The sequence below is a fragment of the Sphingobium ummariense RL-3 genome, assembly GCF_000447205.1.
Taxonomy (GTDB): domain Bacteria; phylum Pseudomonadota; class Alphaproteobacteria; order Sphingomonadales; family Sphingomonadaceae; genus Sphingobium; species Sphingobium ummariense.
On sequence record NZ_AUWY01000120.1, the window covers coordinates 118,111 to 139,630 of the forward strand.

The window sequence follows — 21,520 nt, forward strand, 5'->3', positions numbered from 1 at the left end:
TCATTCCAGGTGCAGTGTATCGAACAGGTCTTGCCATTGCGGATTGATGGTTTCGATCAGTTCGATCTTCCATTGCCGTTTCCAGGCTTTCATTGCCTTTTCTCGCGCGATCGCTTCGATGATTGTTTCATGCCGTTCGGCATAGACGAGCCTGATCAGATTGTAGCGACGGCAAAATTCCGAACCCGTCTCATCGCGATGTTGCATGGTGCGATGGGGCAGGCTGGTCGTGACGCCGATGTAGAGCACGCCATAGGCACGGTTCGTCATGATATAGACCCAGCCGCCTCTCATGGCGGCGAGGATGTACTGGAAGGAAGTGAGATGCCAGCTTTCGCTGGCATGACGGAAGAGGGTGGGCCTCTTCCCAGCCCCCATCTTCCTTCGCGCCGAAAATCCCGGTAAGGCCCGGCGATGACGACTCCCGCCGCCGCGCCGCTTTCCCGCTCGCTCTTCGTCTTTTCGATCCTCTATGGCGGCATGGTCTGCATGGCGGGCGTGTTGGGGGTGAAGCAGGTGGTGCTGGGGCCGCTGGCGGTGGAGGCGGGCATCTTCGCCTTCCTGATGCTGGTCATCCTGTCGAGTGCGGTGTCCGAGCTGCATGGGGAGAAGGTCGCGACCGGGCTGGTGCGGCTGGGCTTCGTGCCGCTGCTGGTGTCGGCGGCGCTGATCCAGATCGTCATCGCTCTGCCGCACGACCCCGGCATGTATCCGCCAGCGATCGAGGCGTTTCCGATCGTCGTCGGGCAGGGCGCGCGGATGATGATCGCCGGGCTGATTTCCTACGGCACGTCGCAGACGCTCAACGTCTTCATCTTTTCGAAGCTGTCGCGGGGCGAGGGCAAGCTGGTCTGGCTGCGCGGCATGATCGCCAGCGTCGTGTCCCAGATCGTCGACACGGTGCTGTTCATCACCATATCCTTCCTGGGCGAGCGGCCGATCCTGGACCTGATGGTCGGACAGATGATCGCCAAGGTCGTGCTGTCGATCGTGCTGGTGCCGCCGTTGATCTCCGCAGTGGTGGCCCTGGGGCGGCGGTTGGATCGCTGACGATCCGTTGTCGTGCGCGGCCGATACGGCGCTTCGACAAGCTCAGCCCCTACTCAGGGCGAACGGGTTTGGAGGCGCTAGGGGGCAGGGCAATGACTTGCCGTAACCCCCATATGGCCCTATGCGCGCGCGCATGACCAGCAAGCACGCCCCCGATCCCGCGCTCCTCGCCAAGGCCGAAACCCTGGTGGAGGCGCTGCCCTATATGCAGCGCTACGCGGGCAAGACCTTCGTCGTCAAATATGGCGGCCATGCGATGGGCGACCCGGAAGCGGCGCGCGACTTCGCCGAGGACGTGGTGCTGATGAAGGCGGTCGGTATCAACGTCGTCGTCGTCCATGGCGGTGGACCGCAGATCGGCGCGATGCTGAAGAAGCTGGGCGTCGAATCGAAGTTCGTCGGCGGCCTGCGCGTCACCGACGCGGAGACGGCGCAGGTCGCCGAAATGGTCCTGGCCGGTTCGATCAACAAGGAGATCGTCGGCTGGATTTCCGCCGCGGGCGGCCGGGCAGTCGGCATTTCGGGCAAGGATTGCGGCCTGGTGCTGTGTGAAAAGGTGTTGGGCAAACGGGAGGCCGATCCCAATTCGGGCATCGAGCGCAATGTCGACCTGGGCTTCGTCGGCGATCCCGTCTCTGTCGACCGGCGCATCCTCGACACCTTGGCGCAGGACGGCATCATTCCCGTCGTGGCGCCGGTGGGCATCGGCACGGACGGCCACACCTATAACGTCAACGCCGACACCATGGCGGGCGCGATCGCGGCGGAGCTCAAGGCGTCGCGCTTCTTCCTGCTGACCGACGTGCCGGGGGTGCTGGACAAGCAGGGCCAGTTGCTGACCGATCTCGACCCCGCCGCCATTCATGGGCTGGAATCGGACGGCACGATCAGCGGCGGCATGATCCCCAAGCTGGAAACCTGCGTCCGCGCGGTCGAGAGCGGGGTGGACGCCGCCGTCATCCTGGACGGGCGGGTGCCGCACGCGATGCTGCTGGAAGTCTTCACCGATCGTGGCGCGGGCACGCTGGTCCGCAAATAGCGCCGGTCAGTAGTTCCACTGGAGCTGGGTGCGGATGAGGTCGCCCTCCGCCCGGCCGGTGCGGCGTTCGTCCGCCTCCGCCCGCTTCATCCGCGCATAGGCCACGGTCAGTTCCAGCGCCTTCCACGGCTGCCATTCCAACCCCAGTTCCAGCTCGTCGGTTTCCAGGCGCGGCGCGTTGGTCGATGCCTTCCACCCGCCGCGATAATGCTGCCAGCGGGCATAGGGCATCAAGGCGCCGAAATCGTCGCTGGGCAGGCGAACCATCATCTGCACATAGCCGCCCGACAGCGGCTTGGTGCGGATCGACTGGGTGGCGACGTCGAATTGCGGCCCCTTGCCCCAGTTCCATTCGGCCTGGATGCCGATCGGCTGGGGATAGAGGATGGCGTGCAGCCCGGCGCGATTGTCCTTGTAGGCGATGGTGCTGACCGATCCATTGCGCGTTTCGGGCTGGACCTCATTCAGCATGGCCGACCCGCCGACCTCCAGCACCTGCCCTTCGAACGCATCGCCCAGACCGTCGAGGCGGAAGGGCCAGGTGGCGAAGGCGACTTTCATCAGGCCGCTATTCTGTTCGGTGCGGTTGATGCCCTGGCCGTTGAAGACGCCAAGGCCGAAGGCGCCGTAATTGCCGAACAGCTTCTGTCCGTCATGGCCGAGATCGTCCCAGATCTTCTGGACCGAAGGCGGCGTGTAATAGGCGACAAGGCCAAGGTCGCGCTCGCCCGGGACCGCGCTGTTGATCGCGTCGCTGCGGTCGAGCGTCAGGCGATTGGACGAGGACTGCATATTCTCCCAGCCATAGGGCACCTTGGACTGGCCGGCGCGCAGGCGGAGCGTCTTGCGCTTGTCGAGGGAGATGTCGGCATAGGCGTCACGCAGCTGAGCGAAATGTTCGCGCCGCTCGCTGCCGGCCTGGTTGGTGACGGCCGAACCGAAGTCCGATTGCAGATAGAGCGAGACGCGGTCGGATATGTCGCCCTGGAAGGCGAGGCGGACCCGGCGCAGGGAGAAGCCGCTGCGGTCGTTGATCGAACTGTCGTGCACCGAGCGCAGGCGCGAGACGCCGGCGGGTGCGGTATCGTCCCCCGACAGGAAGGCGTTGTAGCGCATCTGGGTATAGCCGCGCAGCGACAGCTTGCGCGACTGGGGTGTCGTCAGGATCGACGTGGGCGCGGACGGCGTGGCCTGTGCGGGCTGGGCCGGCGCGGCGGCAAGGGGCGTGGGCGCGGACTGCGGTGCAGCGCCCGATGCTGCCGCGGCAGGCGCAGACGCGCTGCGGCTGGCGGCGAGGGCGGCGGTCAGTGCCTGGACCTGTGCCTTGAGGTCGTCGATCTGCGCCTGCAATTCGGCATTGCTCTGCGCCTGCGCCGTACCCGGCACCAGGGCGAGCATCGTCGCTGCCAGCAATTCTGTCCGTATCGTGAGGTAGCGCATTCCCGCCCTTTCGTTGCGGGGCAGCGACTATGTCGTTTCTGTTACAAACAGGAGACGATTATATGTCGTTTTTATTTCAACGCGGGAGGTTCGGAGCGAGGTGCGATCGCCCGGCAGGGTGGGCATTGCAGAATAGTGCCATGCCATCCCTTGTCCCGGCCCCGCCCCCTCGGCTAGAGCGGCGCGACGCATCAACGGAGTCCCCTGTGGCCTACGCGCTTTATCAGATCATCGTCATCCTTCTGGACGTGCTGTGGTGGATCATCATCATCCAGGCGATCCTGAGCTGGCTGATCGCCTTCAACGTCATCAACCTGTCGAACGATTTCGTGCGCCAGATCCTGATGGCGCTAGATCGGATGACGGCGCCGATCTACAATCCGATCCGCCGGGTGATGCCGGACCTGGGCGCGCTCGACCTGTCGCCCATGGTCGTGCTGCTGGCGATATTGATCATCCGGCAGGCCATTCTGCCGCCGCTCTTCCTGGGAGTCAGGTGACCGCCTGGAGCGCCGAGGGCGACGACCTGCTGTTGCGGGTCCGGCTGACGCCCGGATCGGCGCGCGAGGAGATCGGCGGGTGCTGGACGGACGAGAAGGGCGCGCAATGGCTTTCAGCCCGCGTCCGCGCCGTGCCGGAGAAGGGGAGAGCCAATGCGGCGCTGGCGGCGCTGCTGGCGGACCGGCTGGATTGGCCCAAGGGGGCGATTTCGCTGGAATCGGGCGACACCAACCGGCTAAAAAGGCTGCGGATCGCGGGCGGCGGAAAAGAGGATGCCCTGGCGCGACTTTCCGCCATCATCGAGGAACGGGTAGAAGCTGCATGACCATCGGCAAGATCATCGACGGCAAGGCGTTCGCGGCGGGGCTGCGCGACAAGGTCGCGCTGGGCGTCGCCGCCTTCGCGGCGTCGCAGGGGCGCAAGCCGGGCCTGGCCGTCGTGCTGGTGGGCGAAGATCCGGCGAGCGCCGTCTATGTCCGCAACAAAGGCAAGATGACGGTGGCGGCCGGCATGGAAAGCTTCGAGTTCAGGCGCCCCGCGCACATCGAGGAAGAGGAGCTGCTCGACCTGATCGAGGAGCTGAACGCCGATGACCGGGTGGACGGCATCCTGGTGCAGCTGCCGCTGCCCGCGCACATCAACGAGGCGTCCGTGATCGCCGCGATCGATCCGGCGAAGGACGTGGACGGATTCCATGTCGTCAATGCCGGGCGGCTGGCGACGGGGCAGGACGCGCTGGTGCCCTGTACGCCGCTGGGCTGCATCATGCTGCTGAAGGACGAGCTGGGCGACCTTTCCGGGCTGGAGGCCGTGGTGGTCGGCCGCTCCAATATCGTGGGCAAGCCGATGGCGCAGCTGCTGCTGGCCGAAAACTGCACCGTCACCATCGCGCACAGCCGCACGAGGGATATCGCCAGCGTGGTCCATCGCGCCGATATCGTCGTCGCCGCCGTGGGCCGGGCGGAGATGGTGAAGGGCGAATGGATCAAGCCCGGCGCGACCGTGATCGACGTCGGCATCAACCGCGTCACCGATACCGAGGACGGCAAGGGCCGGATCGTCGGCGATGTCGCGACGGCCGAGGCGCTGGCCCATGTCCGCGCGATCACTCCGGTGCCCGGCGGCGTCGGGCCGATGACGATCGCGGTGCTGCTGCGCAACACGCTGGTTGCCGCCCATGCGCGTGCCGGCCTGCCGGCGCCCGAGGGGCTGTGAAGGCGCGCGCGGCGCTGCTGGCGCTGGGCCTCGTCGCGCTGACGGCGGCCCCGTCCTTCTCGGCCAGGCCGCCGATGCGCTATCAGCCCGATCCCAGTTCCGTGATCGCCGCCGAAATCGCGTTCAACCGGCTGGCGCAGGAAAAGGGCCAGTGGACCGCCTTCCGCGAGACGGCGGCCGAAGATGCCGTGATGTTCGTGCCGCAGAAGGTTCTGGCGCGCGACTGGCTGAAGAAGCAGGTCGATCCGCCCGCATCGGTCAGCTGGAGCCCGTCCGTCGTCTATGTGTCCTGCGACGGCAATCTGGCCGCCAGCACCGGCAACTGGAAGCGGCCGGACGGATCGGTCGGCTATTTCACGACCATCTGGCGGCGCGGCAAGAAGGGCGTGTGGAAATGGGTGCTGGACCATGGCGACCAGCTGGCCAGCCCGCGCGAGGCGCCGGATTTCCTGAGCGGAAAGGTGGCGACCTGCAAGCGCGGCGGACGGCCCGAGGGGCCGCCGCCGCCGATGGAGCGCCGGCCGGCCAAGGGCGCGCCAGCGCCCGAGATGCCCAAGGACGAGAGCCTGGTCTGGACAGCGGATGTCGGACCGGACAACAGCCGCCGCGTCACCGTGCGGATGTGGACCGGCAGCGACTATGAAACCGTGATCGACGACAGGGTGGCGGCGCCGTGATCGCGCTTTTCCTTTCTGCCTTCGTGACGCTGTTCGTCGTCATCGACCCGCCGGGCTGCGCGCCCATCTACGCCAGCCTGACCACCGGCGCGAGCCAGGCGCAGCGGCGCGCCATGGCGATCCGCGCGACGGGCATTGCGGCGGCGATCCTGCTGGTCTTTGCGCTCTGGGGCAAGCAGCTGCTGGGCGTGCTGGGCATCCAGCTCGACAGCTTCCGCATCGCCGGCGGCATCATGCTGTTCATCATCGCGATGGACATGGTGTTCGAAAAGCGCACCCAGCGGCGCGAGGACCGGGCGCAGAAGATCGCGGACACGCCCGAGATCGAGGATGTGTCGGTCTTTCCCATGGCGATGCCGATGATCGCGGGGCCGGGCTCCATCGCGACGGTCATGCTGCTGATGTCGCGTGCCGACGGCCTTGCGGAACGGGGCGTAGTGCTGGGCGCCGTGGTGCTGACGCTGGCGCTGATGCTGGGTTCGCTGCTCGCCGCCGGGCCGATCATGGCGCTTCTGGGCGCGAAGATCGAGGCGGTCATCACGCGTCTCCTGGGCGTCCTGCTCGCGGCGCTGGCCGCCCAGTTCGTGATCGACGGGCTGAAGGCGAGCTTCTAGGCGGCAGCGCGCCGCTCCATCCGGGCGCGGGCTGTCAGGAACGGGCCGGTCGGATCGAGCGGCGGGGCGAAGCGGCCGAAGCCGATCGGGCCTGGCATGTTGGTGTAAAGCGCCTCCATCGCGCCCGATCGCGCATAGGTTTCATGCCAGAAGCCGGCGCCCTTGCTGAGCTTTGCAAAGTCGCGCCACCAGTGCGAATGCGGGGCAGACCGGGTGAAGCGCTCCAGGCTGTCCAGATCGCGCCAATATTGGCGGATACCGACATGGTTGAGCGCGAACAGGCATTGTTCATGAGCGAGCAGCCCGTCCGGCGGCGCATCCTGAATGCCACGCAGCCCCTTGCCGATGCCGAGCAGAGACAGAAAGCCGCGCCAACTCGACACGCGAAAGCCGAGCATGACGACGATGAGGTGGGGATAGGCGGCAAGGTCAACGGACTGGCGGGACTGGAACTGGCGGGCTTGCATCGACTGGCTCCTTCCGGTTTATACTGTAAACATAGAGCCTGATGATTACGGTGTAAACATGCCCCGAACAGACGCCGCTATTCCGCCCGAAGCCCCGCTACACGACCGGCTGGTCGATTGCGCGCTGGCGCTGCTGGAACGCGGGGAAGCGGAGGTCAGCTTGCGCGCGGTGGCGCGGGCGGCGGGCGTCTCCGCCATGGCGCCCTATCGGCATTTCCACGACAAGAGCGCGCTGATGGCGGCGGTCGCGCTACGCGGTTTCGCGATGATGGAAGCGAACGCGCGCGCCGCGGACGAGAAAGATGACGCCGCTGCCGCGCTGGCGGCGCAGGGCGAAGCCTATATCGCCTTTGCCCGTGCCCATCCCGCGCTGTTCCGGCTGATGTTCGCCGATGGGGCGGGGATGACCCTGCCGCCCGATCAATGCAAGGGCGGTTATGCGTTGATGGCCCGGCGCGTCGCGCACCTGGCGCCTGACAGGGCCGAAGCCGGGGCGCTTGCCTGCTGGGGACTGGTGCATGGTTTGGCGACGCTGGCGCTCGACGGCAGGCTGCCGCCCGATCCGGCAGCGGAACGGGCGGCACTGGAGTTGATGGCGCGGGCGCTCACCACCCGCGCCCGAGAGCGCTGATCAGCCGCGCACGTCGCCTTCGGTCACGGGCGCGACCTTGATTTCGACGCGGCGGTTGGCGGCCTTTCCTTCCTCGGTCGCGTTGGATGCGATCGGCTGGGTCTCGCCGAAGCCGCGGGTGGCGATGCGGGCCGACTGCACGCCGTGGCCGACCAGATAATTGGCGACGGACTGGGCGCGACGTTCCGAAAGGGTCTGGTTGTAGGCGTCGGAGCCGTCGCTGTCGGTATGGCCGTACACGTCGATATAGGTCTTGGGATATTGCGCCAGCACGGAGGCGACGTCGTTCAGCGTCGGCTGGAACTGCGGCTGCACGTCCGCCTTGTCATAGGCGAAGGTGATGCCGGAGGGCATGCGCAGCACCAGATTGTCGCCGTCGCGAATCACGTCCACGCCGGTACCGGCGGTTTCCGCGCGCAGCTTGCGCTCCTGCTCGTCCATATAGGCACCGATGCCGGCACCAGCGATCGCGCCGATGCCCGCGCCTAGGATCTTTTCGGTACGGTCGTTGCGGCCGCCGACCAGATCGCCCAGCAGATATCCGCCGAGCGCGCCGCCGATGCCTCCGATCGCCGCCTTCGAAATGCTGCGCTGGCCGGTATTGGGGTCGGTGGTGCAGGCCGTGGTGGCGAGCATGGCGGCCAGGCCTGCTGCGCCGATGATGCGGTGAGAAATCTTCATGCTCCTGTTTCCCTTGTCTATCCGTGCGGGACATGGTCCCCAAATTGTCGGAGGCGACGATTTGTTCCACAAGCGAACTGAACTGCAAATGATGCAGCGGTTGTGGAATTGAAAGAATCGCGGTTATAAGGGCGGCGACCACCATGGCCACACCTCCCCCCGCATCGCTTTCGCCCTTTCCCTGGGTCGACCTGCTCATCATCCTGGCGCTGGTCGCGCTGAACGGCGTCTTTGCGATGTCGGAGCTGGCGATCGTGTCGGCCCGCAAGCCGCGCCTGCAGGCGCTGGAGAAAGCGGGGCGCAGCGGCGCCCGCACCGCGCTGGCGCTGGCGGCCGATCCGGGCAAGTTCCTGTCCACCGTGCAGATCGGCATCACGCTGATCGGCATCGTGGCGGGCGCCTATTCCGGCGCGAGCCTGGGCGGGCCGGTGGGTGAACGCCTGCAGGGGTTGGGCCTGTCGCCCAACAGTGCCGAAAATCTGGGTTTCGCGCTGGTGATCGGCCTGACCACCTATGCGTCGCTGATCGTTGGCGAGCTGGTGCCCAAGCAGTTCGCGCTGCGCGCGCCCGAGCCGATCGCGGTGCTGGTGGCGACGCCGATGCTGTGGCTGGCGAAGCTGACCGCGCCGATCGTGTGGGTGCTCGACGGATCGAGCGCGCTGATCTTCCGCTTGCTGGGATTGAAGCGCGAATCGGAAAGCCACGTGACCGCCGAGGAACTGCACCTGATCGTCGCCGAGGCGAGCCGTTCGGGCGTGATCGAGGAAAGTGAGCGGGCGATCATTTCGGGCGTCGTCCGCCTGGCTGACCGACCGGTGCGGGAGGTGATGACGCAGCGCATGGACGTCGACTGGATCGACATTGGCGCCGACGAGGCGGTGATCCGCGCCAAGCTGCTCGAGACGCCGCACACCCGCCTGCCGGTCGGGCGCGGGTCGGTGGAGGAGATCTGTGGGATCGTCCAGGCGCGCGACATCATGGCGGCGCTGTTCCGGGGCGAGGCCCTGAACCTGCAGGTCCTGATGCGCCGGGCTGAGGTCGTCCCCGACCAGGTGGATGCGATGGACGCGCTGGAAGTGCTGCGCCGGTCCGATGTGCCGATGGTGATGGTCCATGACGAATATGGCCATTTCGAGGGGATCGTGACCCCCGCCGACCTGCTGTCCGCCATCGCCGGGCAATTCGCGTCCGACCGCGATGCCTATGAGGAACCGGACCTGGTCGAGCGCGAGGACGGCAGCCTGCTGGTATCCGGCCAGATGCCGGTCGACCAGCTGGCCGACCGGATCGGCATCGACCTGCCCGAGGACCGCGACTATGCGACTGTAGCGGGCCATGCGCTGTGGCTGCTGCGCCGCCTGCCCGAAGTGGGCGACTATGTCGAGGACCAGGGATGGCGATTCGAGATCGTCGATATGGACGGACGCAAGATCGACAAGCTGCTGGTGGCGGCGCAATAGCATGGCGGAGCCGGCCGGCGCCCTGGGCCGGGTGGATAAGCTGGTGCGCGATGCCCTGGTGGGGCGGGACGCGCTGCTGGTCCTTGGGCTGTGCGGGGCGCAGGGCAGTGGCAAGTCGACGCTGGCCGCCGGGTTGCGCGACCGGCTGGTTCGGGACGGCGTGCCATCCGCGATCCTGTCGATCGACGACCTCTATCTGACACGGGGGGAGCGCGAGGCGCTGGCGCGCGACGTCCACCCGCTGCTGCGCACGCGCGGCGTGCCGGGGACGCATGACGTGGCGCTGGGCCTTGCGACGATCGACGCGCTGGCGCGGGGCGAGGCGGCAGCGCTGCCCCGGTTCGACAAGGCGGCGGATGACCGTCTGCCATCCAATCTGTGGGATCGGGCGGAAGCGGGGACGCGCGTGCTGATCTTCGAGGGCTGGTGCGTGGGCGCTCGGCCGCAGACAGAGGCGGCGCTGGCCGAGCCGGTCAATGTGTTGGAACGGGAGGATGACCCGGAAGGCGTGTGGCGCCGCTTCGCCAATGACGCTCTGGCCGGGCCTTATCAGGCGCTGTTCGCGCGGGTAGACCGGCTGGTGCTGCTGGCCGCGCCGGGATTCGAGACGGTGCTGCACTGGCGGACCGAGCAGGAACATGCGCTGCGCGCCCAGGCCGGGAACGGCGCCGGGGTGATGAGCGATGCCGAGGTTGCGCGCTTCATCAGCCATTATGAGCGGCTGACGCGGCACATATCGAGCGAGATGCCGGCGCGCGCCGACCTGGTGCTGGCACTCGATCAGAAGCGGCGGGTTCGGTAGGAACGCCGCCGGCAGTTTTCCACATCCCAGCTTTCGCTGGGATGACGACGGTGGGTTGACGGAGGAGTCTCTCACTCCGCCAGCCGCTTCATCCAGAACTGCATCGGGTGGTGGCTTTCCGCCTCCTCGCCCACATCCTTCCAAGCGAAATGGCAAACGAGGCCATCGACCGGAGCGAAGCCGTGCCTGCGCCAGAGGGGATCGAGCGGCGAATAGTCGGTGGGGCGGGCAGGGTGGTCGGGCGGACGGATGACGGCGCAGAAGGCGGCGAGGTCGAAGCCCAGTTCCCGCGCCTTCGCCTCGCGACGGTCGAGGAAGGCGTGGCCGATCCCCCGGCCGCGCCAGCCGGGAAGCAGGACGGATTCGCCGAAATAATAGACCCGGTCGATGGGGATGCCCTGCGCCGCCAATGGCTCGGCAAAGGCTTCGGCATGATCGGCCATGGGCGCGGCGGTGGCTGCGCCCACCAGCCGGTCGCCGTCATAGGCGCCGACCACGATGGCACCGGGGCTGCGCGCATAGGCGCCGAGATAGTCGCGCTCATAGGCGCGATCGCCATCATAGAGATAGGGGAAGTCGCGGAAGACGGCGATGCGCAGGGCCGCCAAAGAATCGAGCGCGGCAACCAGCGCCGCGCCCGTCAGATCCGCGATGCGGACAGTGTTGCCCGAAGGATTATTCAGCTGCGTTGGCAGCGTTTTCCGCCGGTGCGGCGGCGTTGGCCGCATTGTCCGCGGCATTGCCACCCTCCGCCGCGGCGGGCGCCGCATCGGCGGCGGGCAGCGGCAGGTTGGAGCCCTGGGTGTTGAGCCAGGCGATCAGGTTCGCGCGATCGGCCGGGTTGCCGAGGCCCGCGAAGGTCATCTTGGTGCCCGGGGCGAACTCGCGGGGGCTGGTCAGCCAGTGGTCGAGATTCTCGAAGGTCCAGTTGCCGCCCTTGCTCTTGAGCGCGTCGGAGAAGGCGAAGCCGCCTTTGCCCTGGCCGATCGGCTCTCCGACAGTGCCGTAGAGATTGGGGCCGATGCCGTTCGCGCCGCCCTGATTGACGGTGTGGCAGGCCGCGCACTTGGCGAAGACCTTTTCGCCCGCCGCGACGTCAGCGCTGGCGAGCAGGGTGTTGAGGCCGGGACCGCTGGCGGCGCCTTCGCCCTCCGCTTCGACGCCCTCGATCGCGTAGCCCATCTTCTCGGGCCGCTCGTCGTGGAAATATTTGGAACTGACGATCGCGCCACCCAGCGCAATGATACCCGCGAACAACGCCCAGCCCGCAACGGTGTTGAAACGATCGCCCATTCGCTCGCTATCCCTTGAATTTCTGTTCTGGCGGCTTGTGTTCCGCGCCCCCTCTAGCGCGCTGCCATAATGGCGCAAGCGCGAAGGTGCAAGCTTTTGGAGCATGGCCCGGAGGCGGCGCTTGCACGGGGGCGGGCAACGGCCTAAGCGCCCTTTCGCCATGGAGAATTATCCCGCACCCGCGCGCGCCCTGGTCGCCGAAATGGCGGAAAAGGCCGCGACCGATCCCGCCCGTGCCGTCGCCTATCAGGGCGCGCCGGGCGCGAACTCGCATCTCGCGGCGCTGGGCTATGCGCCCGACTGCGTGCCGCTGCCCTGCTTTTCCTTCGAGGATGCGATTGACGCGGTGCGGAATGGCCTGGCGGCGCGCGCGATCATCCCGATCGAGAACAGCCTGCACGGGCGCGTTGCCGACATGCATTTCCTGCTGCCCGAATCGGGGCTGCGCATCGTCGATGAATATTTCCTGCGTATCCGCCATTGCCTGATGGCGGCCGACACGGTGCCGGTGACGAGCGCGATCAGCCATCCGCAGGCGCTGGGCCAGTGCCGCCATTATCTGCGCGAGCGCGGCATCCAACCGGTGAGCTATGCCGACACGGCGGGCGCGGCGGCGCTGGTGGCCGAGCGGCGGACGCCGGGAGAAGGCGCGATCGCGCCCTATCTGGCGGCGGAGCTCTATGGCCTGCGCCTGATCGCCGAGAATATCGAGGACAGCGACGACAACATGACCCGCTTCCTGGTGCTGGCGCAGGAGCCCAGGGTGCCCCAGCCCGGCGTCGGGCCGGTGATGACGACGTTCCTGTTCGAGGTGAAGAACGTCCCGGCTGCGTTGTACAAGGCCATGGGCGGCTTTGCGACCAATGGCGTCAACATGACCAAGCTGGAAAGCTACCAGCGCGGGGCAAGCTTCGCCGCGACCGAATTCTATTGCGATATCGAGGGGATGCCGGGTGATCCTGCTATCGATCGTGCACTCGCCGAGCTGGAGTTCCACACCAAATGGGTTCGGATGCTGGGCAGTTACCGCCAGGCGCGGCCGCGAACATAGGGTAGGGGGACTTTTCTCTCCCTTCGCCCAGCTTTCGCAGGGACGCCGGGAGCCCGTTGAGTTAATATAGGACATGCTCGCCGCCATCCTCCTCTCCGCGCTTGCGATGAGCCTGATCGTCGGGGTGCGCTATCTGCTGGCGAGCGGGGGATTCGCGCTGGCGACGGCAGTTCGTCAGCCGGGGCTCTACCGGGGCCTGGGATCGCAGATCCGGCGGGAGATCGGCTGGTCGCTCGCCTCCGCGCTGATCTACGGCGTGCCGGCGGGGATCGTCGCCTGGGGGTGGCAGGCGCGGGGATGGACGCGCATCTATGCCGACGTTCACGCTTTTCCGCTCTGGTACCTGCCGCTGTCGGTGCTGCTGTACCTGATCGCGCATGACACATGGTTCTACTGGACGCACCGCTGGATGCACCGGCCCCGGCTGTTCCGCATCGCCCATGCCGTGCACCATGCCAGCCGTCCGCCCACGGCCTGGGCGGCGATGAGCTTCCATCCCTGGGAGGCGCTGACCGGGGCGGTGGTGATCCCGGCGCTGGTGTTCCTGATCCCGATCCATGTCGGCGCGCTGGGCGTGGTGCTGACGATCATGACGGTGATGGGCGTCAGCAATCATATGGGGTGGGAGATGTTTCCCCGCTGGATGGTGCGGGGACCGATCGGCCGATGGCTCATCACCGCCAGCCATCACCAGCGGCACCATGACCTCTATCGCTGCAATTACGGGCTCTATTTCAGGCTTTGGGACCGGTTGTGCGGCACCGACCGGGGACTGGGCGATTTTCACGGGGTGAAGGCATGAAGGCGGGCGGGGCGGCATTGCTGGCGGGGATGATGGCGTTGACCGGCGCCGCGCCGACCGACCTGCCGCAGCCGCTGAGCATCGACCTGCTTGGCCTGCGGTCGGAACGGGGCCAGGTGCTCATCTGCGTCACGCGCCGGCCGGATCATTTTCCCGATTGCCGGGACGATCCGGAAAAGCGCCATTTTTCCGTTCCCGCCAAGGGCGGCGACGTCGCGCTGGGGCTGGTGGACCCGGGCAATTACGCGATAGCGATCATTCATGATGAGAATGGCAACGGCCGGCTCGACACGTTCGTCGGTATTCCGCGTGAAGGCGTGGGCTTCTCGCGCAATCCGGCGCTGCGCTTCGGCGCGCCGAGCTTTCGGTCGGCGAGCTTCCCCATCGCCGCGTCGGCCGTGGAACAGGATGTACGGCTCAAATATTTCCTCTGAGGGCGGCGCCCATGCGCTGGCGCTGTCCCTTGCGCCTATGGGGTGACGCGCCCCATATGGCAGGCTATGGGCGGGCGAACCCGCAAGCATGACAGGAGATGAAAGCGTGGCGACCCTGGGATTGAGCGACACCGAGAAGGCGGCCGTAGAGGCGTTCCGCCGTGACGTGGTGGAGCCTTCGCGCACGCAGCTGGTGATCGTGGACTTCTGGGCCGAATGGTGCGGGCCGTGCAAGCAGCTTGCCCCGGTGATCGAGAAGGTATGCGCCGAATATGAGCCAAAGGGCGTCAAGCTGGTCAAGGTCAATGTCGACGAGAATGGCTTCATCGCGAGCCAGTTCCGCGTGCAGTCGATCCCGACCGTCTATGCCGTGTTCCAGGGCCAGCCGGTCGCCGACCTGTCGCAGGCGCGGACTGAAGGGCAGCTGAAGCAGTATCTGGACCAGATACTGGCGCAGCTGCCGATCGAATCCGATGAGAAGGCCCAGGCGGCCGAGCTGGAACCGTTGATCGCCATGGGCGAGGAGCTGCTGGCAGGCGGCGAGACCGAGCGCGCCCTTTCGGTGTTCGAGCAGATTGCGGAGATGGCGCCCGACCATGCGGAAGTTGCCGCCGGACGGGCGCGGGCACTGACAGCACTGGGGCGGCTGGATGAGGCGGAGGCGGTGCTGAACGCGCTGCCGGCCGAAAGCGCGAAGGGCGCGCAGGTGGACCAGGCGCGCGCGGCGATCGCGCTGGCGCGCGACGCGAAGCCCGTCGCCGACCTGTCGGGCGTGCAGGCGCGCGTGGCCGCCGACCCCGACGATCATGAGGCGCGTTTCGAACTGGCGGGCGGGTTGATGGCCAATGGCGACCGTGACGGCGCGGCCGAGGCGCTGCTGGAGATCGTCCGGCGTGACCGGGCGTGGAACGAGGGCGCGGCGCGGGCGCAACTGCTCAAGATCTTCGAGGCCGTCGGGCTGGAAGATCCGTGGGTGGCGGCGCAGCGGCGCAGGCTGTCGCAGATCCTGTTTTCCTGACGCGGGCACGATGGCGCGAGTCTCGATCTTTCCCCTGTCCGGGGCGCTGTTGCTGCCGGGCATGGACCTGCCGCTGCACATTTTCGAGCCGCGCTACCGCGCCCTGATCCATGACGCGATGGCGCGCGATCGGCGGATCGGCATGATCCAGCCGCGCGGGGGTGGGCTGACGCCAGCGCTCTACGACATGGGGTGCCTGGGGCATATCGGCCATATCGAGGCGTTGGACGACGGGCGGTTCAACATCGTCCTGCGCGGGCTGGCGCGCTTCCGCCTGGTGCGGGAGCTGGACGTCGCAACCGCCTTCCGCCAGATCGAGGCGGATGTCGAGGCGGCGCCCGACCCCGACGAGGAGATCCTTTCCGCTGTCGAGCGCGCGGCGCTGGAGCAGGAAGCGCGGCGCTTTGCCGACATGCTGGGCTATGTGGTCGACTGGACGGCGGTGTCGCGGCTGGACGATGCCTCGCTGGTGAACGGCATCGCGCAGATCGCGCCCTTCGATCCCGCCGCCAAGCAGACGCTGCTGGAGGCGGACACGCTGCCGGAGCGATCGGAGCGGATCATCCAGCTGATGCAGTTCGCCGGCCGGGCGCAGCGGGATGGCGGGGCGACGCTGCAATGAAGGCGGTCGACGATCCCTGGCTGATGGCGAAGCTGGTGTGCCCGGTGACGCGGACACCCCTGCGGTATGACGCGGCGGCGCAGGAATTGATATCGGAGGCGGCAGGGCTGGCCTATCCGGTGCGGGACGGGACGCCGGTGCTGCTGGTGCGGGAAGCGCGGGCGTTGTGAGGCGAGGGGCGAAATGCCCACCCCGCTGCGGCTAGCTTCGCCTTCGGCTCAGCAAGGCTCGCTGCCCCTCCCGCAAGCGGGAGGGGGGAAATTCGGGTCGTTCACTTGAACGCGGCGATGCATTCCACTTCGAGCGGGGCGCCCATGGCGAGGCCATCGGCGCCGAAGGCGCTGCGGGCGGGCAGGCGCTTGCCGTCGAAATAGGGGACATAGACCGCATTGAAGCGGGGCCAGTCGGTCATGTCGTCCAGCATCACCGTGCATTTGACGACGTTGCCGAAGTCGAGGCCGTTGTCCTTCAGGATCTTGCCGATCGAATCCATCGAGGCGCGGACGGCGGCGTCGAAGCCTTCCTTGTGCGGGTCCATGCCCTGCGGCACCTGGCCGATCTGGCCCGACATGTAGAGCATGTCGCCCACGCGCACGGAGGGGGAGAAGGGCAGCTTCGCGGGCATCGCCTGCTGTGCGTGGGCCGGCGTGGTGGCGAGGCCGAGCAGCAGGGCGGCGGCAGCGATCGGGGTCTTCTTCATCGGATTGTCTCTCCTTGGTGGGTCAGGCGCGCGGCAGCGCGGCGAGCAGGCGGTCCACATCCTTCGCATCGTTGAAGACGGAGGGCGAGATGCGGAAATGATGGTCGTGCAGCGCGATCCGGACCTGCGCTTTCGCCAGCGGTTCGGCAAGGCGCTGCTGCGCGCTGGGCAGGACGCAGCTGAGGATCGGCGCGCCGCTGTCCGATGGGGTGACGATGGCGTAGCCCTTTGCCGCCAGTCCTTCGCGGAACTGGCCGATCAACGTCTGGGCATGGGCCTGGATCGCGGCCGGACCGATCCGTTCGATATAGCCGAGCGAATGGTCGAGCTGGGCGATAACCGATTGCGCATAGGTGCCCGTCGCGAAATGACCGATGGCGCCGGGACGGCTGCTGTAGCTGACGGGACCGGGGCCGGGCGGATCGAGCGGATAGACATGGGTTTCGGGCGGCGACAGGCCGATGCCGGGCGGCGCGCCGGGCGCGGCGAAGCCATAATAGCCATATTCGGTGCGCGGCAGCCGGTCCGCCACGTCGCGGCGGACATAGAGAAAGCCGAGGCCGAAATCCCCCATCAGCCATTTGTAGCTGGCGCCGGCAGCGAAATCGACGCCGCTGCCATGCAGGTCCACCGGCATCGCACCCGCGGCGTGGATGATGTCGGCATAGACCAGCGCGCCGGCCTTATGCGCGAGATCACACACCGCCTTCAGGTCGTGGCGGAAGCCGTTATAGGTAGAGACCAGCGACAGGCAGACGAGCTTCGTGCCGGGCACGATCGCTTTGGCCATGTCCTCCATCGCGATGCGGTTGTCGCGCGCCTGGACCCAGGCGACATCGACGCCCTGCTTCGCCATTTCCATGTACATGGGGAAGGCGGCATAGAAATGGAGCGTGTCGGTGACGATCCGGCCGCCCGCGTGGGGAAAGCCCATGACGCGCAGCACGGCCTGTTCGCCCATGGTGGTGCTCTGAGTCCAGGTGATCTCGTCCGGGTCGGCATTTACCAGCCGGGCGAAGCGGGCGATGACGGCGGTGCGGTCGACCGGTGGGCGCGCGGCGGCCACGGGATCGAGCGTGCGGCCGGCGAGATAGGCATCGACGGCGGCGCGGGCGCCCAGGCTGACCGGATGGGTGGCGGCGTTGTCGAAATAGGCCACCGGCGAGGCGGCGAAGCTGGCCTTGTCGGGAAGGAGGCCGGCGGGCGTCGCGCGCGCCGCCTGTGCCGCGAGCGGAACGGCCAGCGCCGCGCCCAGCGCTTCGCGGCGGCTGAGCGTCATGCCAGGACCTTGAGGAAGGCGGTCTTGAAAGCCTGCATTTCCTGCGGCGTGCCGAAGGAGACGCGGACCCAGTCCTCCATATGCTTGCGCGGGCCGCCGATGAAGACGCCTTCCTTCGCCAGCGCGGCGGTGACGTCTGCGCCCGGGCGGCCGACATGGATCATCGCGAAGCTCGCCTGCGAGGGAAGGTAGCGCATCCCCTTCGCATCCAGCCAGGCGAAGAGGTCGTCGCGCACTGCCCTGTTATAGGCCTTGCGCTGGGGGACGAGATCGCTGTCGAGCAGGCTTGCTTCGGCCGCGACGACGGCGGGCATCGGCGTGATGTTGACGCCATAGTCGGCCATGCCGTCGAGCAGATCCTTGCGCGCGGCGATCAACCCGCAGCGCAGGCCGGCAAGGCCGTAGATCTTCGAGAAGGTGCGCGCGACGAGCACGTCCGCGCCCTTCGCCACGAGGTCGAGGCAGCTCTGCGCATCGCTGAACTGGATATAGGCCTCGTCGATCAGCAGCACCGATCCGGCCGGCTTGTGGGCGAGCAGCCATTCGATGTCGGCGCGGGAGGTGACGAGGCCGGTCGGGTTGTTGGGGTTGCAGAGATAATAAACGCCCGCGTTCGGCGCGGCGGCGAGCAGCTTGCGCACGTCGACCGCATAGTCGCCGCCGAGCGGTAGGGTGACGGCGCGAGTCACGCACTGGTCGGACCTGCCGATGAAGCCGCTGTCGAAGGTGGGTTCGAACCAGGCGATCGGGCGGTCCTTCGACGAATAGGCGAGCGCGACCGAGCGCAGCGGCATGTAGGAGCCGGGATGGACCTGCACCTGGTCGGGCGAAAGGCCATTCTGCCGCGCGAACAGGCTTTCGAGTTTGGTGGCGAACGCCATCCCGTAGCGGCCGGAGAGCTTTTCGAGGCCAGCCAGCGCCTGCCGCGCGGCCGGGCAGGGGCCGAGCGGGTTCTCGTTGGAATTGATGTAGACGGCGTCGGTCAGGGTGGCGACCATGCCGGCGGGATCGTCCGGCAGGGCGACCTTGCGCCCTCGCTGCGCGACGGCGGGGGCCGCGCCCGCGAGTGCGGAGGCGGCGAGGGCGCCGCGCATCAGCATGCGGCGGGAGAGGATGGCGCTTTCCGGCACTTCGGTCATGGCACGCTCCTGCTGGGACTGGGTGTCAGGGCTTCCCGAGGCGCTTCACGTCGGCCTCGGTCACCGGCTGGGGATAGGCGTTGCCGAAATTGGTGCGGACATAGGTGATGACGGCGGCCATTTGCGCCGGGGTCAGGATGTCGTCCATCGGCGGCATCGCACCCTTGCCCTTGGCAAGCACGCCGATCGGATAGGCGGGATCGGCCAGATTGGCGTCCTTGGCAAGCGCGGGAATGGCGCCTGTGCCCCGGGCGTCGGGCAGGTGGCATGCGGCGCAGATCTCCTTGAAGATCTTTCCGCCTTCCGCCGTGTTGTTCTTCGCCTGCATGCTGCCCGGCATGTCCTGCGCCGAGGCGATGAACGGCAAGGCCAGCATCGCGAGCGGCGGCAGGAGCAAGAGGCCACGCCTCATGCCGCGCTCGCGCGCTTGTGGATCTGGGCGATGGCGTCGAGGCCCGAGAGCATCGACCCTTCCATCCAACCGCCATAATAGCTGGCATGTTCGCCCGCCAGCACGACCCGGCCGTCGAGGGCGACGAGGTTCTGGTAATGCGCCGCGCGGTTCTCCTCGCTCCAGCGCGAGGTGCAGCCCAGGATCCACGGCACGCGGGTCCAGGGGACCGACACGCCGCTCAGATATTCCTTGCGATATTGCGGGTGGAAGACCTCGCCCTGCTTCAGCGCCGCCTCGATCCGCTCGGCCGGGGTCATGCCGGCAAGCTGGAAGGCGCCCGCCCCGCTGGTGAAGGCGCCCAGCAGCACGGCGGGGCCGTTGGAGAAGAAGCGATCATTGGGATAGGACAGCTGGCCGATCGCCTGATCGGTGAAGCTGTGGCCGCCATAGATGGCATCGTCCTCCTCCCAGAAGCGGCGCTTGAATTCCAGGCCCATCTTGATGTGACCGGCATAGGGCACCGCCTTCATCGCGGCGGCGAGCTTCGGCCCGACCTGCATCTCCACCTGGCGGATGATCGACAGCGGAATGGTGCACACACACCAGTCGGCGCTGACCGTGTTCACCTTGCCGGAGGGGACGTCCTGATAGCTGACGGTCACGCCCTTGCCGTTCTGGGCGACCTTCGTGACCTTTGCATTATAGGTGATGGACTTGCCGACATGCTTGGCGAAGGCCTTGCCGATCATGTCCATGCCGCCCACCGGCTGGAACATCGTCGTCTGCATCACATAGTTGAAATAGAAGGACATCGCCGTCCACACTTGCGGCGAGAACACGTCCGACAGCTTGGCGATCTGCGAGGGCGTGGGCGCGCCGTTGATGCCGCCGCCGGGCGGCCGGTCATAGCCGCGCTGCGAGGACACGTGGACGCTGCTGGTATAGGCCATGTTCGCGTCGAGCAGGCCCCAGTTCCGCAACGCCTCCAGCAGCTTTTCCTTGTCCTCCGCCGTCACGCTCTGGTCCAGCGCACCGGCGCCCAGCGCCTTGGCCAGAAGTTCCGACGTGTGGCCCTTGAAGTCGACGGCGACTTCCCGATAGCGCATCGGCTTGCCGCCGAAGGCGTCCGACGAATGGATGAAGCCATTGTGATTGAGCTGGATGAACGGTTCCAGCGCGACGCCGAATTGGCGGCAATAATGCAGCAGGCACTTATGATGGTGCGGGATGCGCCAGGGACCGGGATTGACATAGTTGCCGGGCGCGAATGTCACCTTCTGCACCGTGCCGTCGCTTTCGGTGAAGCTGTCGCCGCCGCGCAACGAATAATTGCGCCCGCCTGGCCGGTCCTGGAATTCCAGGATCTTCACGCTGTAGCCGGCCTTCTCCAGCTCATAGGCAGCGACCATCCCAGCGAGGCCCGCGCCCAGCACTACGACCGAGGCACCCGGTTTTGCGCCCGACAGGACGGGCGGACCGGTGAACTGGGTTTCGGCGGCATGGCCGAGCGCGGTCATCGCCTGGTACATGGCGGCGGCGCCCCCCATCCTGCCGATGAGGGTCAGCAGCTGGCGGCGGCTGGGTTGCGTGACGTCGTTCATGGTCCACCCTGTTGCAGGACGGGCGAAGACTGCGCGGCAGGGGTTTCGCCCCCGATCCCCTGCCGCGGGGCGCCGGTTCCTACGGCGCCTTGGCTGCGATCGCCTCGATCTCCACCAGTTGCTGCGGACGCGCGAGCGCCGCGATCTGGAAGGCGGAGCGGGTGGGCAGATTGGGCTGATCGGCGGTGCCGAAAAATTTCTTGTAGGCGCGGGTCAGCCCGTCCCGGTCCATCTTGCCACCGTTTTTGGGATCACCGACCAGGAAAACGGTGAGCTTGATGACGTCGCCCATGCCGAGGCCCATCTCGGCGAGCTGTGCCTTCATCTTGGTGAGGATGCTGAAGGTCTGTGTCTCCGTATCGCCATAGGCGTCGGGGCTTTCGGTGTCGGCCGGACTGACGGGCGAGGCGGTGGCGCCCGACAGATAGTAGAAGGTGCTGCCCGGCGGCACGATGGCCGCGCTGGCGATCATCGCGCCAGGCGCCTGCCTGTGCTCGACGCCTGCCGCGTGGGCGGGGGTGGCAGACAACGCCAGCAGGACGGACAGGGTGGCAAGTGCGTGCTTCATATCGCGATCCTTATCCGCTGAAGGAAAAAGGGCCGGCCCATG

General features: G+C 67.1%; 28 protein-coding genes. 16 read left to right on the forward strand and 12 right to left on the reverse strand.

The window, feature by feature from the left end; all coding sequences use genetic code 11:
- Positions 1-294, reverse strand: coding sequence for a GIY-YIG nuclease family protein (locus tag M529_RS0125050; protein WP_031295433.1), 294 nt, complete (start codon positions 292-294; stop codon positions 1-3).
- Positions 295-414: 120 nt separating this feature from the next.
- On the opposite strand from M529_RS0125050, the gene M529_RS43295 reads away from it, so the two are divergent.
- Positions 415-1,050, forward strand: coding sequence for a queuosine precursor transporter (locus tag M529_RS43295; protein WP_021319465.1), 636 nt, complete (start codon positions 415-417; stop codon positions 1,048-1,050).
- Between the two features lie 121 nt (positions 1,051-1,171).
- Positions 1,172-2,089 carry an acetylglutamate kinase gene (gene argB / locus M529_RS43300; protein WP_021319466.1) on the forward strand — a complete coding sequence of 306 codons (918 nt, stop codon included), beginning with the start codon at positions 1,172-1,174 and terminating at the stop codon, positions 2,087-2,089.
- Between the two features lie 6 nt (positions 2,090-2,095).
- Here argB and M529_RS43305 read toward each other — a convergent pair whose 3' ends face one another.
- Positions 2,096-3,529, reverse strand: a complete 1,434-nt coding sequence (locus tag M529_RS43305; protein WP_021319467.1) for a porin — start codon at positions 3,527-3,529, stop codon at positions 2,096-2,098.
- Positions 3,530-3,735: 206 nt separating this feature from the next.
- Here M529_RS43305 and M529_RS43310 point away from each other — a divergent pair, with 206 nt between their 5' ends.
- Genes M529_RS43310 through M529_RS43330 form a run of 5 tightly spaced genes read left to right on the forward strand, consistent with a single transcriptional unit; the run spans position 3,736 to position 6,536 of the window.
- A complete protein-coding gene (locus M529_RS43310; protein WP_021319468.1) occupies positions 3,736-4,029 on the forward strand; it encodes a YggT family protein in 294 nt (97 codons plus the stop codon).
- Complete coding sequence (locus M529_RS43315) at positions 4,026-4,355, forward strand: DUF167 family protein (protein WP_021319469.1); 330 nt, start codon at positions 4,026-4,028, stop codon at positions 4,353-4,355. Before M529_RS43310 ends, M529_RS43315 begins: the two co-directional genes overlap by 4 nt.
- Positions 4,352-5,245: a bifunctional methylenetetrahydrofolate dehydrogenase/methenyltetrahydrofolate cyclohydrolase FolD gene (folD, locus tag M529_RS43320; protein WP_021319470.1), complete on the forward strand. Its 894-nt coding sequence runs from the start codon at positions 4,352-4,354 to the stop codon at positions 5,243-5,245. Before M529_RS43315 ends, folD begins: the two co-directional genes overlap by 4 nt.
- Positions 5,242-5,922 carry a YybH family protein gene (locus tag M529_RS43325; protein ID WP_021319471.1) on the forward strand — a complete coding sequence of 227 codons (681 nt, stop codon included), beginning with the start codon at positions 5,242-5,244 and terminating at the stop codon, positions 5,920-5,922. Before folD ends, M529_RS43325 begins: the two co-directional genes overlap by 4 nt.
- The gene (locus M529_RS43330; protein ID WP_021319472.1) at positions 5,919-6,536 is read left to right on the forward strand and encodes a MarC family protein; all 618 of its coding nucleotides are present in this window, start codon (positions 5,919-5,921) and stop codon (positions 6,534-6,536) included. Before M529_RS43325 ends, M529_RS43330 begins: the two co-directional genes overlap by 4 nt.
- Here the strand turns inward: M529_RS43330 and M529_RS43335 are convergent.
- The gene (locus M529_RS43335) at positions 6,533-7,003 is read right to left on the reverse strand and encodes a monooxygenase family protein (RefSeq protein ID WP_021319473.1); all 471 of its coding nucleotides are present in this window, start codon (positions 7,001-7,003) and stop codon (positions 6,533-6,535) included. The genes M529_RS43330 and M529_RS43335 overlap by 4 nt on opposite strands.
- A gap of 58 nt (positions 7,004-7,061) precedes the next feature.
- Here M529_RS43335 and M529_RS43340 point away from each other — a divergent pair, with 58 nt between their 5' ends.
- On the forward strand, positions 7,062-7,634 hold the full coding sequence (locus tag M529_RS43340; RefSeq protein WP_021319474.1) for a TetR/AcrR family transcriptional regulator: 573 nt from the start codon (positions 7,062-7,064) through the stop codon (positions 7,632-7,634).
- On the opposite strand, the gene M529_RS43345 is transcribed toward M529_RS43340, so the two are convergent.
- Complete coding sequence (locus M529_RS43345; RefSeq protein ID WP_021319475.1) at positions 7,635-8,315, reverse strand: OmpA family protein; 681 nt, start codon at positions 8,313-8,315, stop codon at positions 7,635-7,637. It lies immediately after the preceding gene.
- A 143-nt stretch (positions 8,316-8,458) separates the two neighbouring features.
- On the opposite strand from M529_RS43345, the gene M529_RS43350 reads away from it, so the two are divergent.
- Both M529_RS43350 and M529_RS43355 read left to right on the forward strand, forming a co-directional pair.
- Entirely contained in the window at positions 8,459-9,775 is a 1,317-nt protein-coding gene (locus M529_RS43350; protein WP_021319476.1) for a hemolysin family protein, read from the forward strand.
- A gap of 1 nt (position 9,776) precedes the next feature.
- Positions 9,777-10,577, forward strand: a complete 801-nt coding sequence (locus M529_RS43355) for a hypothetical protein (RefSeq protein ID WP_021319477.1) — start codon at positions 9,777-9,779, stop codon at positions 10,575-10,577.
- A gap of 71 nt (positions 10,578-10,648) precedes the next feature.
- On the opposite strand, the gene M529_RS43360 is transcribed toward M529_RS43355, so the two are convergent.
- Both M529_RS43360 and M529_RS43365 read right to left on the reverse strand, forming a co-directional pair.
- On the reverse strand, positions 10,649-11,221 hold the full coding sequence (locus M529_RS43360) for a GNAT family N-acetyltransferase (protein WP_031295438.1): 573 nt from the start codon (positions 11,219-11,221) through the stop codon (positions 10,649-10,651).
- A 31-nt stretch (positions 11,222-11,252) separates the two neighbouring features.
- Positions 11,253-11,870: a c-type cytochrome gene (locus M529_RS43365; RefSeq protein WP_021319479.1), complete on the reverse strand. Its 618-nt coding sequence runs from the start codon at positions 11,868-11,870 to the stop codon at positions 11,253-11,255.
- Positions 11,871-12,030: 160 nt separating this feature from the next.
- Between M529_RS43365 and M529_RS43370 the strand changes: the two genes are divergently transcribed.
- From M529_RS43370 to M529_RS48645, 6 genes are all read left to right on the forward strand, one after another.
- Positions 12,031-12,921, forward strand: a complete 891-nt coding sequence (locus tag M529_RS43370) for a prephenate dehydratase (protein WP_021319480.1) — start codon at positions 12,031-12,033, stop codon at positions 12,919-12,921.
- 73 nt (positions 12,922-12,994) lie between these two features.
- On the forward strand, positions 12,995-13,723 hold the full coding sequence (locus tag M529_RS43375) for a sterol desaturase family protein (protein ID WP_021319481.1): 729 nt from the start codon (positions 12,995-12,997) through the stop codon (positions 13,721-13,723).
- On the forward strand, positions 13,720-14,157 hold the full coding sequence (locus M529_RS43380; RefSeq protein ID WP_021319482.1) for a DUF2141 domain-containing protein: 438 nt from the start codon (positions 13,720-13,722) through the stop codon (positions 14,155-14,157). The genes M529_RS43375 and M529_RS43380 overlap by 4 nt, the downstream gene beginning before the upstream one ends.
- 106 nt (positions 14,158-14,263) lie before the next feature.
- Positions 14,264-15,175: a tetratricopeptide repeat protein gene (locus M529_RS43385; protein ID WP_021319483.1), complete on the forward strand. Its 912-nt coding sequence runs from the start codon at positions 14,264-14,266 to the stop codon at positions 15,173-15,175.
- Between the two features lie 10 nt (positions 15,176-15,185).
- On the forward strand, positions 15,186-15,797 hold the full coding sequence (locus M529_RS43390) for an LON peptidase substrate-binding domain-containing protein (protein WP_021319484.1): 612 nt from the start codon (positions 15,186-15,188) through the stop codon (positions 15,795-15,797).
- Positions 15,794-15,967: a Trm112 family protein gene (locus M529_RS48645; protein WP_021319485.1), complete on the forward strand. Its 174-nt coding sequence runs from the start codon at positions 15,794-15,796 to the stop codon at positions 15,965-15,967. The genes M529_RS43390 and M529_RS48645 overlap by 4 nt, the downstream gene beginning before the upstream one ends.
- A gap of 101 nt (positions 15,968-16,068) precedes the next feature.
- On the opposite strand, the gene M529_RS43395 is transcribed toward M529_RS48645, so the two are convergent.
- From M529_RS43395 to M529_RS43420, 6 genes are all read right to left on the reverse strand, one after another.
- Entirely contained in the window at positions 16,069-16,497 is a 429-nt protein-coding gene (locus tag M529_RS43395; RefSeq protein WP_021319486.1) for a RidA family protein, read from the reverse strand.
- Between the two features lie 22 nt (positions 16,498-16,519).
- A complete protein-coding gene (locus M529_RS43400; RefSeq protein WP_021319487.1) occupies positions 16,520-17,776 on the reverse strand; it encodes an aminotransferase class V-fold PLP-dependent enzyme in 1,257 nt (418 codons plus the stop codon).
- Complete coding sequence (locus tag M529_RS43405; protein ID WP_021319488.1) at positions 17,773-18,915, reverse strand: aminotransferase class I/II-fold pyridoxal phosphate-dependent enzyme; 1,143 nt, start codon at positions 18,913-18,915, stop codon at positions 17,773-17,775. The genes M529_RS43400 and M529_RS43405 overlap by 4 nt, the downstream gene beginning before the upstream one ends.
- Positions 18,916-18,940: 25 nt before the next feature.
- Complete coding sequence (locus tag M529_RS43410; RefSeq protein ID WP_031295440.1) at positions 18,941-19,327, reverse strand: c-type cytochrome; 387 nt, start codon at positions 19,325-19,327, stop codon at positions 18,941-18,943.
- Positions 19,324-20,910 (reverse strand): flavin monoamine oxidase family protein, encoded by a 1,587-nt coding sequence (locus M529_RS43415; protein WP_021319490.1) that lies wholly within the window; start codon positions 20,908-20,910, stop codon positions 19,324-19,326. Before M529_RS43415 ends, M529_RS43410 begins: the two co-directional genes overlap by 4 nt.
- 79 nt (positions 20,911-20,989) lie before the next feature.
- Positions 20,990-21,478: a RidA family protein gene (locus M529_RS43420; protein ID WP_021319491.1), complete on the reverse strand. Its 489-nt coding sequence runs from the start codon at positions 21,476-21,478 to the stop codon at positions 20,990-20,992.
- Positions 21,479-21,520 lie beyond the last annotated feature (42 nt).